Here is a 13,052-nt window from a genome sequence, read left to right as displayed (position 1 = left end):
CGACCGGCGGAGCGGCAGCTCCCCTTGCGCGACACGTACCGTGGAGCCCATGAGAGGCGAGTACAAGGTTCCCGGTGGCAAGCTCGTGGCGGTCGACGTCGAGACGGACGACGGGAGGCTGTCCCGCGTCGCGCTGAGCGGAGACTTCTTCCTCGAGCCCGACGACGCGCTCGACGACATCAACGCGGCGCTGACCGGCCTGCCCGAGACGTCGACCGTGGCCGACCTGACCCGCGCGGTCGAGGCGGTCCTCACGGACGACATCACCATGGTCGGATTCTCGCCCGAGGCCGTCGCGATCGCCGTGCGCCGGGCGCTCGGGCACGCGACCGGCTGGGACGACCACGTGTTCGAGATCATCCACGAGGGCCCCGAGCAGCCCGCGATGCACCTCGCGCTCGACCAGGTCCTCACCGAGGAGCTCGACGCGGGTCGACGCGGTCCGACCCTGCGCATCTGGGAGTGGGGGGCGCCCGCCGTCATCATCGGGTCGTTCCAGTCCCTCAGGAACGAGGTGGACCCCGAGGGGGCCGCGAAGCACGGCATCACCGTGGTGCGCCGGATCTCGGGCGGCGGCGCCATGTTCGTCGAGCCGGGCAACACCATCACCTACTCCTTGACGGTCCCCGCCTCGCTCGTCGAGGGCCTGAGCTTCGAGCGCTCGTACGCGTTCCTCGACGACTGGGTGCTGGGCGCGCTCGCCGACGTCGGCGTGAACGCCACGTACAAGCCGCTCAACGACATCGCGTCCCCGGCCGGGAAGATCGCGGGCGCCGCGCAGAAGCGCCTGCGCGGGGGAGCGGTGCTGCACCACGTGACCATGGCGTACGACATCGACGCCGACAAGATGCTCGAGGTCCTGCGCATCGGCCGCGAGAAGATGAGCGACAAGGGCACCAAGAGCGCGAACAAGCGCGTCGACCCGGTGCGCTCGCAGACCGGCATGGCGCGCGAGGAGGTCATCGAGGCCTTCAAGGCGCACTTCCGCTCGCGGTACCGCACGGTCGACGGTGCGGTGACACCCGAGGAGCGGGCACAGGCCGAGGAGCTCGTCCGGACGAAGTTCGGCACCGAGGAGTGGACCGCGCGCGTGCCGTGACGCGCTGAGGGTGCGCCCCGGCCCGCGCGGACGCGTGCCGGGGCGCGCTCCGGCGTGCGGCCGCACCGCGGTCCCTGGCGCGCCGAGGTCACCAACAGGTCACAACTTCTCGCCGGGCTTCCTTCTGCCCGGCCGTGGCGGTAATCTTCACGACAACCCAGCCTGATGTAAGTTTGTTTCAGAGTCGAAGGGTGCCGACTGTCCGGCGCCCGTGCGAACGATCAGGTCCGCAGGGACGAACGGCTGGCCGCGACGCGGCCGCCGACCAGAAAGGAAGTCACGGCATGCAGCGACGCAGCACGGTGGCCGTCACGGGCACACTCCTCCTGGCGCTCGGCCTCACCGCGTGTGGCGGCGGGGACAACGGCGGCGGCGAGGCCGCGGGGGACGCAGCCTCCGCAGACCACTCCGGCGAGACCCTCACGGTCTGGATCATGGAGGGCACCAACCCCGACGGGGACGCGTTCTTCGACGAGGTCACCACCGCTTTCAAGGAAGAGACCGGTGCAGACCTCCAGATCGAGTTCCAGCCGTGGGCCAGCGCCCACGACAAGTTCACGACCTCCATCGCCGGCAACACCACCCCGGACGTCGCGGAGCTCGGCACCACGTGGACCGGCGAGTTCGCCGACGTCGGCGCACTGACCGACCTGTCCGACAAGATCAAGGAAGCGGGCCTCGAGGAGGACCTCGTCCCCGGTCTGGTCGAGTCCGCGACGCTCGACGGAGCCCAGTACGGCATGCCCTGGTACGCCGGGGTGCGCTCGGTGGTCTACCGCAAGGACCTCTTCGAGGCGGCGGGCATCGAGGTCCCGACCACCTGGGCCGAGCTCCAGGCCGCGGGCGAGGCACTCAAGGCCGCGAACCCCGGCCTGATCCCCTTCCCCGTCGCGGGCGACAGCCAGTACGGCGCCATGCCCTTCGTCTGGGGCGCCGGCGGCGACCTGGCCGCCAAGGACGGCGACACCTGGACGTCCGAGATCGCCTCTGCCGACTCCGTCAAGGGGCTCGAGTTCTACACGGGCCTCGCGACCAGCGCGGGACTGTCGACCGCGGCTGCCACGACGTGGAAGGAGACGGATCTCCTGTCCAACTTCGAGCAGGGCAACGTCGGCATGATGATCTCCGGCAGCTGGACCCCCGGCAAGATCGTCGCGGACGTCCCGGACATGGCCGACAAGATCGGCGCGTTCCCCATCCCGGGCGAGACCGAGGGCCTCTCGGACTCCTTCCTGGGAGGGTCGCACCTGGGTGTCTTCGCGGCCAGCGAGAAGCAGGACCTCGCGTGGGAGTTCGTCGAGATGATGACGACGGGCGAGTTCGCCGAGGCGTGGGGTGAGCAGTCGGGCTACTTCCCGGGGCAGACCTCGCTCCTGGAGAAGGTCATCGAGGCGAACGACCCGCTCGTCGCACCGTTCGCCCAGCAGATGGTCGAGGCCGGCGCCTCCGTCCCCGTGACGCCGCTCTACGGTCAGATCCAGGGCAAGAAGACGGTCGAGACCATGCTGCAGTCGATCCTCTCGGGCAGCGCCACGGTGCAGGAGGCCGCCGACACCGCGGCCGCCGACATGAACGAGACCTTCGGGTCCTGACGAGCCCATGGCAGATCTGCACCCGGTTCCCGGCGCGTCGGCCGACCAGCTGACGCGCCGGGACCCGGCCCCGACCCCCTCGTCCACCGCCGGCCCCACCGCCGGCGGCCCGCGCCGCGGCGCAGGCCTGCACGGCATGCACGGCGTGCTCGGCCACAGGTCGCCGATCCGACCGTGGCTGCTCCTCGCTCCCGCGCTCGCCGTCCTCGGCGTCCTGCTCCTGTGGCCGCTCGCCCGCGTCGTGATGATCTCGCTGCAGGACTACGGCCTGCGCCAGATCGCCTCGGGGGAGTCGAACTACATCGGGTTCGACAACTACGCCGCGATCTTCGGCGACTCGTTCCTGTGGTCCGTCGTCCTGCCCAACACGATCGGCTTCGCGGTCGCGTGCGTGGTGCTGACCGTCGTCCTGGGGACGGCCGTCGCGCTGTTCCTCAACAACCTGGGGACGTTCTGGCGCACGATCTGCTCGACCGCGATCATGGTCGCCTGGGCCGTGCCCGCCATCACGGGCACCTACGTGTGGATCTGGATCTTCGACCCGCTCAACGGCCTGGTCTCCTCGGTGCTCGACTCGGTCGGGCTGATCGACCCGGCGACCACGAACTGGTTCACCGAGCGCCTGAGCTTCTACGCGATCGCGACCCTCAACGTCGTGCACCACGGGTTCCCGTTCGTCGCCATCACGGTCCTCGCGGGCCTGCTGACGATCCCCAAGGAGCTGCACGAGGCCGCGATGATGGACGGCGCCACGCCCTGGCGCCGGTTCTGGACCATCACCGCGCCGATCCTGCGCCCCGTCTTCGCGGTCGTCACGATCCTGTCGACCATCTGGGACTTCAAGGTCTTCACGCAGATCTACCTCATGCCGGGGGGCAACGGCGGCAACAAGGAGGTCTTCAACCTCGGCGTGTGGTCGTACATCCAGTCCTTCGCGCAGGGCAAGTACGGGATGGGCTCGGCGATCGCCGTGCTGCTCACCCTGATCCTGCTCGGGATCACCGTCGTGTACATGCGCACCCTGTTCAAGGAGGAGGAGCTGTGAGCGCCCTGACCGGCACCCCGTCCAGCACCCCGCGGTCGGCCGCCCGCACGCCCGGGTCCGGGGCGCCCGGCGACCGCGTACCCCAGGTCCTGCGCGTCAAGGCGCGCAAGCGCCCCCTGCCCACCGCGGGCAAGGTCGTCGGCATCGTCGCGCTGCTCGTCTTCGCGCTGTTCCCGGCCTACTGGATGTTCTCCTCGGCGATCGACCCGGAGGCCCCGACGCGCGGCGCCCGGCTCCTGCCCGCGGGTGTCACGTGGGACAACTTCGTGACCGTGATCGACGACGGCGGGTTCGGCGCCTACCTGCGCAACTCGATCGTCGTCGCGGTCGGCGCGGTCGTGTTCTCGTCGGTGCTCGCGCTGCTCGCGGCCGTCGCGGTGAGCCGCTTCAGGTTCCGGTTCCGCAAGGCGATCCTCGTGCTCGTCCTCATGGTGCAGATGGTGCCGCTCGAGGCGCTCGTCATCCCGCTGTTCCTGCAGATGCGCACCCTCGGCATGCTCAACTCGCTCCTGGGCCTGACGATCGTGTACATCGCCTTCTCGCTGTCGTTCGCGATCTGGATGCTGCGCGGCTTCGTCGCGGCCGTCCCGGTCGAGCTCGAGGAGGCCGCGTACCTCGACGGCGCGTCGTGGGGTCGCATGTTCTGGAAGATCCTGCTTCCCCTGGTCGCTCCTGGCGTCGTCGCCACGAGCGTCTTCTCGTTCATCACGGCGTGGAACGAGTTCATCTTCGCCCTGACGTTCCTCCAGCAGTCGGCCAAGTACACCGTGCCGATCGGCCTGCAGAAGTTCTTCGGCGAGAACACGACCGACTGGGGCGCCGTCATGGCCGCCTCGACCCTCATCACGCTGCCCGTGATCGTCTTCTTCGTCCTCGTGCAGCGCAACCTGTCCTCCGGCCTGACCGCCGGGTCGGTGAAGGGATGACCACCGTGCACCACGACGCGCTGCGCGCCGTCAACGGCGTCCTGCTCCCCGGTTTCACAGGGACGGACGCCCCCGCCTGGCTGCTCTCGGCCTGCGCGCAGGGGCTCGCCGGCGTCATCTACTTCGCGCAGAACACGCCCGACGTCGCCACGACCGCCCGGCTCTCGGCGCACCTCCACGAGGTCTCGCCCGACCTCCTGGTCGCGGTCGACGAGGAGGGCGGGGACGTGAGCCGGCTCGAGGCCGGCACGGGCTCGAGCATCCCGGGGGCCGCGGCCCTGGGGGTCGTCGACGACGAGGACCTGACCGAGCGCGTCGCGCTCGCCCTCGGGCGCCTGCTCGCCGCGACCGGCGTGGACCTCGACCTCGCGCCCGTGCTCGACGTCAACTCCCGCACCGAGAACCCCGTCGTGGGCGTCCGTGCGTTCGGCGCGACTCCCGAGCGCGTGGCGCGGCACGGGGCCGCGTTCACGCGCGGCCTCCACCGGGCCGGCGTCGGGGCCTGCGGCAAGCACTTCCCGGGCCACGGGGCGACCGACGTCGACTCCCACCTGTCGCTGCCCGTGGTCGACGACCCGCTCGCCACGATCCGCGAGCGCGACCTGCCGCCGTTCGTGCGGGCCTTCGAGCCCGACGTCGACCTCGACTCGATCATGACCGCGCACCTGCTGGTCCCCGCGATCGGTCCGCGCCCGGTGTCGCTCGAGCCGGCCGCGGCGGCCCTCGCCCGCGAGCTGGGCTTCGACGGCCCGATCATCACGGACGCGCTCGACATGGGTGCGGTCACGGGCGACGACGGGATCGGGGAGGTCGCGGTCCAGGCCGTCGAGGCCGGGGCCGACCTGCTGTGCCTCGGCACCACGGTCGGCCGCGACGACGAGGCCCTGTTCCGCCAGGCGCAGTCCGCGCTCCTCGCGGCCGTCGAGCAGGGCCGGGTCACGATCGAGCGCCTGCGTGAGTCCGGCGCCCGCACCGCCCGCATGCTGCGCCGGGTGCGCGACCGCCAGGTCGCCGCGGGCGTGACCTGCGGTCCCGCCGAGGCGACGGCCGCGCTCGAGGCGCTCGCCGCCGTCGGGCAGGAGGCGGCCGAGCGGGCCGTGCGCACCCACGGGCCGGCCGCGCACCTCGACCCGTCTGGCCCCGCGCCCGACGTCGTCGACCTGCGCCAGCGGTTCGACCACGCTGCCGGGCGCACCGCGCAGCACGTCCAGACCGCGCTCCTCGCACCCTTCCCCGACGCGAGGGTCCACGCCCTCAGCGACCCGGCGGGGTGGGAGACCGTGCTCGTCGAGGTCGCGACGAGCGTGGGCCGCCCTCTGGTCGCCATCACGCGCGAACCCGTCCCCGGCAGCGGCGAGGCGGCGACGCTCGACGTCCTGCGCGCCGCGCGCCCCGACCTCGTCGTGGTGCACACCGGCTTCCCCGACGCGGTCCCCGCCTGGTTCGACGACCGGACCACCGTGGTCGTGGCGTGCGGCACGGGGCGCGCCAACGCACGCGCCGCCGTCGGGCAGCTGACCGCCCTCACCTCGGAGGTGTCCCGATGATCGTCCTCGGCCTGTCCTCCGGCACCTCCGTCGACGCGATCGACGCCGCCGCCGCGGACTTCCACCTCGGCCCCGACGGGGTGCTGCGCATGCGGCCCCTCGGGCACACCGAGTACGAGTGGCCCGCCGCGCTGCGCGAACGCATCCTCAAGGCCTTGCCACCCGCCGCGGTCGACATGGGCGAGGTCACGCAGCTCGACACGCTCATCGGGCAGGAGTTCGGCAAGGCCGGGCGCCAGGCCGTCGACGACGTCGCGGGCGGTGACGTCGACCTCGTCGCGTCGCACGGGCAGACGCTCTACCACTGGGTCGTCGGAGCCCGCGCGCACGGCAGCCTCCAGCTCGGCAACGCCGCCTGGATCGCCGAGCGCACCCGGCGCCCCGTCATCAGCGACTTCCGCGTCGCCGACATCGCCGCGGGCGGCCAGGGAGCGCCCCTCGTGAGCGTGCTCGACGCGCTGTGGCTCGGCCGCGACCCGCAGTCGCCCGACGGCGCGCCCGCCGGGCTCAGCGCCGCGCTCAACATCGGCGGGATCGCGAACGTCACGCTCGTCGGCGAGGTCGAGGCGCCCGTGACCGGGTGGGACACCGGCCCCGGCAACTGCCTCGTCGACCTCGCCGCGCACGCCCTCACCGGCGAGCCCTTCGACCGCGACGGCGTCCTGGGCGCCGCCGGGACCGTGGACCAGGTCGCGCTGCGCGCCCTGCTCGACGACCCCTACTTCGCGGCCAGGGCCCCCAAGTCGACCGGTCGCGAGCTGTTCGACGCGACGTACGTGCCGCGCAAGCTCGCGTCGGTGCGTCCCGAGCTCACGGGGCCCGACCTCGTCGCGACCCTCACCGAGCTGACCGCGGTCACCGTCGTGGAGGGGCTGCTCGCCGTCGCCGGTGCACAGCAGGGTGCCGCCGACCAGCGCGTGCGCCGCGTCGTCGTCTCCGGAGGTGGCGCCCACAACCCGACGCTGATCGCCCGGCTGCGCACCCACCTGCCCGACGGCTGCGAGCTCCTCACGGCCGACCAGCTCGGCATGCCGATCGACGCCAAGGAGGCGTACCTGTTCGCGCTCCTGGGCTTCCTCTCGGCCCACGGCGTCGCCGGGACCGCTCAGGGCGCGCAGCGTCGTCGCTCGACCGGGGCCCGCCGCGCCGCGGTCCTCGGATCGCTCACCCCGCCCACCCCGCTCGTCTGGCCCGCGTCCTCCGGACCCATCCGCCGGCTCGTGCTGGCCAACACCCCGTTCGGGCTCGCCCCGATGCCGAAGGGAACGCACCGATGACCGACACCCGCCCCGCCACGGAGGCCGGACGCACGTCCGACGACGAGTGGCAGGAGGTGCTCCGGCTCGCGTCACCCACCGAGGAGCGCAACCCGCGCACGACCGACATCGACCTGCTGCCCACGGCCGAGGTCGTGCGCCGCATCACCGACGAGGACGCGGGCGTCGCCGACGCCGTGCGCGCCCAGGCCGACCGCATCACCGCGGCCGTCGACCTCGCCGTGGCCGCCCTGCGCGGCGGAGGCAAGGTCCACTACTTCGGGTCCGGCACGTCCGGCCGGCTGGGAGTCCTCGACGCGGTCGAGCTCCTGCCCACGTACGGGGTCGGGGCCGAGTGGTTCGAGGCGCACCTCGCGGGCGGCGCGGGCGCCATGATGCTCGCGGTCGAAGGGGCCGAGGACGACGTCGAGCTCGGCCGGCGCGACGCCGACCAGGTGCGTGCGGGCGACCTGGTCGTCGGTCTCGCCGCCAGCGGCCGCACGCCCTACGTGGGCGGAGCGCTCGACGTCGCCCGGGAGCGGGGCGCCGCGACCGTGCTCGTGAGCGCCAACCCGCAGGCGCGCCTCGCCGCACGCGTCGACGTCGCGATCCTGCTCGACACGGGCCCCGAGGTCGTCACGGGCTCGACCCGCATGAAGGCCGCCACGGCGCAGAAGCTCGTGCTCAACACCTTCTCGACCGCGACCATGATCCGGCTCGGCAAGACGTACTCGAACCTCATGATCGACGTGCGCCCCACCAACCAGAAGCTCCGGGCGCGCATCGTGCGCATGCTCGTCCAGGCCACGGGTCTGGGCACGGACGAGTGCGAGCAGGTCCTGCACCGCGCGGACGGCGAGATCCAGGTCGCGCTCGTCATGCTGCTCGCGGGGGTCGGGGTCGAGCGGGCGCGCGAGGCCCTGCGCGGGGCCGGAGCGCCCGGCGTGCGCCGCGCGCTCGAGGCGCTCGGGGCCTGAACGGCGCCGGTCAGCCGACGGGAGGGCGGGCCCCGAACACCGCGGTCCCCACGCGCACGACCGTCGCGCCCTCGGCGATCGCCGCCTCGAGGTCCCCGCTCATGCCCATCGACAGCTCGCGCGCCTCTCCCGTCCCCGGGGCGCCGCTCGCGAGCACCTCGTCACGGATCCGGCGCAGCCGCTCGAACCCTGCGCGCACGAGCGCCGTGTCGGGGGAGTTCGCGCCGATCGTCATGAAGCCCGTGAGGCGAAGACCCTCCAGGGCCGCGACCTGACGGGAGAGGTGCGCGGCGCCGTCGGGCCCGACGCCCGCCTTGGACTCCTCGCCCGACACGTTGACCTGGACCATGACGTCGAGCGTGCGGCCCTCGCGTGCGCAACGGCTCGCGAGCGCCTCGGCCAGCGCGAGCGAGTCGACCGACTCGACGCCCGAGGCCGTGGCCAGGACCTGGTTGACCTTGTTGCGCTGCAGGTGCCCGATCATGTGGACCCGGACGCTGCCGTCGGCGACCAGGTCGGCGAGGTCGGGGGCCTTGGCGACGAGCTCCTGGACGCGGTTCTCGCCGATCAGGGTCGCACCCGCGGCGACGACCTCACGGACCGCCGCGGCGTCCTGCGTCTTGGTCGCGACGAGCAGGTGCACGTCCGCCGGCGCGCGCCCCGCGGCGAGGGCTGCGGCGTCGATCCGGGCACGGACCGCGGCGTACCGGTCGGCGATGGTGCGGGGTGGGTCGAGGGGGGTGTCGTGGGGGGAGGGCACCGCAGCAGTCTAGTTTCGGGGCCCGTCGCCCGGGTGGGGGCGTCCGCTGCCCGACGTCGCAGCGCACCACGGGTGGGCGCCGCGCCTGCGGGGCTGGGCCGCGAGGTCGGCCGTGGGGGAGAATCAGGGCATGAACGCGATCCTGAACGTCATCTGGCTGATCTTCGCGGGCCTGTGGCTCGCGCTCGGGTACGTCGCCGCAGGGATCGTCTGCTGCGTCCTCATCGTGACCATCCCGTTCGGGATCGCGAGCTTCCGCATCGCGGGCTACGCGCTGTGGCCGTTCGGGCGCACGGTCGTCGACAAGCCCACGGCCGGGGCGTTCTCCACGATCGGCAACGTGATCTGGGTGATCGTCGCGGGGATCTGGCTCGCGATCGGGCACGTCGTGACCTCGATCCCGCTGTTCGTCTCGATCATCGGCATCCCGCTGGGCATCGCCAACCTCAAGATGGTCCCTGTCTCGCTGCTGCCCCTCGGCAAGCAGATCGTGCCGACGAACGCGCGCCTCGGCGCCTGACGCGCCAGGATCGGGTGGGGCCCGGGGAGTCCGGGCGGCCGCGGAGCACGGAGCAGCCGTGGGTGGCCGATGGCGACCACGGCCGCCGAGCCCCGGTCCGGCGACGACGGGAGCGAGACATGGGCGACGCTCGACAGGGCCAGGTGCCGTACCTGGGACGAGCCCTGCGACGCACGTGGTGGCGCGCGCTCGACTACGCGTGCGTGCTCCGCTGGCAGGTGGCCGGTCTGCTGTCCCGCACGGGGCCCGACGAGCTGCGCCGACCGGGCCACCCGGTCGGCCCGCCCGTGGTGCTCGTCCCCGGGGTCTACGAGTCCTGGCGGTTCCTCCTGCCGCTCGCCACGCTGCTCCACGACCACGGGGTCGCGGTCCACGTGCTCCCGGACCTGCGCGACAACCGTCGACCGGTCGCCGACGGAGCAGCCCTCCTGGGCCGCTACCTCCGGGAACAGGACCTGCACGACGTGGTCGTCGTCGCGCACAGCAAGGGCGGGCTCATCGGCAAGCTCGCCATGGTGCGCGAGGACCCCGGCGCCCGCATCGACGCGATGATCGCGATCAACACGCCGTTCGCCGGCTCCGCCTACGCGCGCTGGTTCCTCGCCCCCGCGGTCCGCGCGTTCGTCCCGAACGACGCCACGATCGTCGCGCTGTCCGCCGAGCGGGCCGTCAACGAACGCATCACGTCGGTGCACAGCCGGTGGGACCCGCACATCCCCGGCGGCAGCGCCCTCGACGGTGCGCAGGACGTCGTGCTCGACACCCCGGGGCACTTCCGGCCCCTCGCCGACCCGAGGCTGCACGCGCTCCTGGTCGAACGCCTCGTCGGCACGCCCCCGCAGCGGACGCCGCCGACGGGGTGACCGGTCAACCCCGAGGAAGCTGCAGCACGCGCGTCAGACCGGGGGAGCCGGGGTCGTCGACGATCTCGATCCCGTCGAGCCAGGAGCCGATCACGTGCGCGAGCTCGCCCGGGTGGCTGAAGTTGATCGCGTGCGCCGCGCCCTCGATGAGGGCGACCGTGGTCAGGTCCCCCGCGAGACGGCCCACCTCCCGGACCCGTGCGGGCGGCGGCATGAGCGGGTCCCTGCTCCCGACGACGGCGAGCGTCGGCACCGTCGAGGTGATGATGCGCTCCAAGGACGGGAAGCGGGTCAGCTCGCTGAACAGGTTGAACGTGTTGACGGGCCCGAACCGCAGGTAGTCCGGGACCGCGAGCCGTGCCATCCGGGGGCTCTCGCGCGGACCGTCGAGCGCGAGCTGGCCGATGGCGCGCGCGAGCCCCTGGTTGTGACGGCCCCCGGCAGGGGACACGAGCACCATGCGGTCCACCCGGTCCGGCGCGCTGTGCGCCACCTCGAGGCTGACCGGGCAGCCCATCGAGTTGCCGACCAGCACGACCCTCTCGAGCCCCAGGGCGTCGAGGATGCGGATCAGGGCGTGCGCGAGCCCAGGGATGGCGAGGGTGCGGTCCCACCGTTCGCTCCGGCCGTGCCCCGGCAGGTCGGGGACGAGGTTCGTGGCCCGTGCGGCCAGGACCTCGGCCGTCGGCAGGAGGGACGAGCCGGAGATCCCGAAGCCGTGCACGTGGACGATCGGCAGGGCGTCGGGGACCTCGGGACTGCGCCGGTAGAACACGCGGTGCCCGTCGATCTCCGCCGTGTCCTCGGTCCATCCGGCGGTGTTCGCGGCCATGAGCCGATCGTGGCAGAGCGGTGGGGCGCAGGCCACCGGTGCCGCGAGATGCTGCTCGTCGTCTCCTCGGGGAGGGGTGGGGCGGCGACGAGCAGCATCCGGGCGGGGTCGCGGGGTCGCGGGGTCGCGGGGTCGCGGGGTCGCTGGCGAGGCTTGGGCGTCCTGTGCGGCTGCCGAGCACGAGGTTGTGGTCGTTCTGAAGCCCAGAACGACCACAACCTCGTGCTCGGCGAGACAGTGCCCCCTCCCGACCCGTCGAGCCTCGCGGTCAGCGGGCCGTGAAGAAGGTCGGCTCGCCCCACCCGGTGGTCGCGGTCCAGAGCCCCGGGGCTCCGGCGGGCACCGCGACACACACGTTGCCCTCGGCGACACCACCTGCGTAGAGCTCCCCGACCTCGTCGAGGTCGCCCGGGATGACACCGCAGTAGTCCTCGTAGGTGACCGAGTCGTCGCCGACGAACTTGACCGTGATGTCGAGCCACGGAGTTCCCGAGGTCGCACCCTGGTAGGTCGCCGTCACGGGGACGATCCAGAACTCGAGCCCGGCCTCGGGCGGAGAGTTGAACTGGTTCTCGGCGCTGATCTCCCCCCAGGCCTCGCGCGGGGTGCCGAGGACGAGGGACCAGTCCTCGTTCCCGACCGTGGTCCCGACGGGGTGCGGGTTGGCGCGCGTACCTGCCTCGGCAGCGGGCGATTCCGGCGGGGTGGCGGGTTCGACGGGAGCGGCACCGGTGTCCGGCGTGGTCGTCGAGGGTGGCTGGATGGCGGTCTCGCTGGACGCGGTCAGGTCGTCTGAGCTCAGACTGCAGCCGGTCAGCCCGGCGGCGAGACCGAGGGCCGCAGCGGTCAGAGCAAGGCGGCGGCATCTCGTTGTCGTGGACCTGGCCGAGGGGCGGCCCGGCAGGGGCGCGGGTGGGGTGGAGCGATCGACGGTGTTCATGGGATGTCCTTCGTGGAGGCCCGACGGCGTTCATGCCGTCGAGCGGTTCTTACCTGGCCGGGCGGCTGCCGGTCAGAAGCGCGGGAGGCGCCACAAGTGGTCGCTCGTGCGACCGTCGACAGCTGTAGAGAGCGTGCGGCGCCCGTGGTGATCGGTCCGGGCGACGACGTCGGCCTGGTGGTGGTTGCGTTCGTCGAAGGTCCGGAAGCGTTCGCCGGACCTGATACGTCGGTGGACTGCGACGACGCTCGTGGCTGTCGTCGGACCCGTGGTCGTCACCGAGTGGAGGACGGCGACGAGGTGCTCGACCTGCGGTCCCACGGCGCACACGCCGTCACCGTCGGGGTCGAGCGGCATGGTGCGGATCGCACGAATGAACGGCATGCGCGGTCAGAAGCGAGGGAGGTTCAGGAGATTGTTGGTCTCCCGGCCGTCGGCGACGGTGGCGATGTAGCGGGTCCCCGCCGTCGAGATCTTGGCGACGACGTCGGCCTGTGTCTGCTGGGGGCTGTGGGACCGGAACGTGTGTCCCTCGGTGATCCATGCGTGGACCTGTTCACGCGTGGTCGTCGTGAGGGGGCCGGCAGATGTCGTGGACCACCCGACGTGGGTGATGTGCTGGTTCGAGGTGCCAGGGTCGGCGACGTAGACGGAGCGGATGTAGTTCATGGTCGTTCCTCTCGTGGTTGGCGGTG

General features: G+C 72.5%; 14 protein-coding genes. 9 read left to right on the top strand and 5 right to left on the bottom strand.

What is annotated here, in order from left to right:
• Positions 1-49: 49 nt before the first annotated feature.
• From lplAB to NHG27_RS09510, 7 genes are all read left to right on the top strand, one after another.
• Positions 50-1,099, top strand: a complete 1,050-nt coding sequence (gene lplAB / locus NHG27_RS09540; protein ID WP_193719557.1) for a lipoate-protein ligase LplAB — start codon at positions 50-52, stop codon at positions 1,097-1,099.
• A gap of 284 nt (positions 1,100-1,383) precedes the next feature.
• Complete coding sequence (locus NHG27_RS09535; RefSeq protein WP_497016149.1) at positions 1,384-2,691, top strand: sugar ABC transporter substrate-binding protein; 1,308 nt, start codon at positions 1,384-1,386, stop codon at positions 2,689-2,691.
• Positions 2,692-2,827: 136 nt separating this feature from the next.
• Entirely contained in the window at positions 2,828-3,736 is a 909-nt protein-coding gene (locus tag NHG27_RS09530; RefSeq protein WP_497016162.1) for a carbohydrate ABC transporter permease, read from the top strand.
• Between the two features lie 89 nt (positions 3,737-3,825).
• Positions 3,826-4,662, top strand: a complete 837-nt coding sequence (locus tag NHG27_RS09525) for a carbohydrate ABC transporter permease (RefSeq protein WP_407671873.1) — start codon at positions 3,826-3,828, stop codon at positions 4,660-4,662.
• On the top strand, positions 4,659-6,209 hold the full coding sequence (locus NHG27_RS09520; protein ID WP_497016148.1) for a glycoside hydrolase family 3 N-terminal domain-containing protein: 1,551 nt from the start codon (positions 4,659-4,661) through the stop codon (positions 6,207-6,209). Before NHG27_RS09525 ends, NHG27_RS09520 begins: the two co-directional genes overlap by 4 nt.
• Complete coding sequence (locus NHG27_RS09515; protein ID WP_497016147.1) at positions 6,206-7,486, top strand: anhydro-N-acetylmuramic acid kinase; 1,281 nt, start codon at positions 6,206-6,208, stop codon at positions 7,484-7,486. The genes NHG27_RS09520 and NHG27_RS09515 overlap by 4 nt, the downstream gene beginning before the upstream one ends.
• Positions 7,483-8,442, top strand: a complete 960-nt coding sequence (locus NHG27_RS09510; protein WP_497016146.1) for an N-acetylmuramic acid 6-phosphate etherase — start codon at positions 7,483-7,485, stop codon at positions 8,440-8,442. Before NHG27_RS09515 ends, NHG27_RS09510 begins: the two co-directional genes overlap by 4 nt.
• A gap of 10 nt (positions 8,443-8,452) precedes the next feature.
• Here NHG27_RS09510 and NHG27_RS09505 read toward each other — a convergent pair whose 3' ends face one another.
• Positions 8,453-9,202, bottom strand: a complete 750-nt coding sequence (locus NHG27_RS09505; RefSeq protein WP_497016144.1) for a YggS family pyridoxal phosphate-dependent enzyme — start codon at positions 9,200-9,202, stop codon at positions 8,453-8,455.
• 130 nt (positions 9,203-9,332) lie between these two features.
• Between NHG27_RS09505 and NHG27_RS09500 the strand changes: the two genes are divergently transcribed.
• Entirely contained in the window at positions 9,333-9,722 is a 390-nt protein-coding gene (locus NHG27_RS09500) for a YccF domain-containing protein (RefSeq protein WP_193719563.1), read from the top strand.
• A 119-nt stretch (positions 9,723-9,841) separates the two neighbouring features.
• Entirely contained in the window at positions 9,842-10,585 is a 744-nt protein-coding gene (locus NHG27_RS09495) for an esterase/lipase family protein (RefSeq protein WP_497016142.1), read from the top strand.
• Positions 10,586-10,589: 4 nt separating this feature from the next.
• Here the strand turns inward: NHG27_RS09495 and NHG27_RS09490 are convergent, their stop codons facing one another.
• The 4 genes from NHG27_RS09490 to NHG27_RS09475 form a co-directional block, all read right to left on the bottom strand.
• Complete coding sequence (locus NHG27_RS09490; protein WP_193719564.1) at positions 10,590-11,417, bottom strand: alpha/beta fold hydrolase; 828 nt, start codon at positions 11,415-11,417, stop codon at positions 10,590-10,592.
• 268 nt (positions 11,418-11,685) lie between these two features.
• Positions 11,686-12,357, bottom strand: coding sequence for a hypothetical protein (locus NHG27_RS09485; RefSeq protein WP_497016140.1), 672 nt, complete (start codon positions 12,355-12,357; stop codon positions 11,686-11,688).
• 72 nt (positions 12,358-12,429) lie between these two features.
• Entirely contained in the window at positions 12,430-12,741 is a 312-nt protein-coding gene (locus tag NHG27_RS09480) for a hypothetical protein (protein WP_193719566.1), read from the bottom strand.
• A 6-nt stretch (positions 12,742-12,747) separates the two neighbouring features.
• The gene (locus NHG27_RS09475; protein WP_497016138.1) at positions 12,748-13,026 is read right to left on the bottom strand and encodes a DUF3892 domain-containing protein; all 279 of its coding nucleotides are present in this window, start codon (positions 13,024-13,026) and stop codon (positions 12,748-12,750) included.
• Positions 13,027-13,052: the final 26 nt, after the last annotated feature.

The organism is Oerskovia sp. 140933 (genome assembly GCF_059651515.1).
The sequence above is the reverse complement of the archived record's forward strand: the minus strand, read 5'-3'. Positions and strand labels throughout refer to the sequence as shown.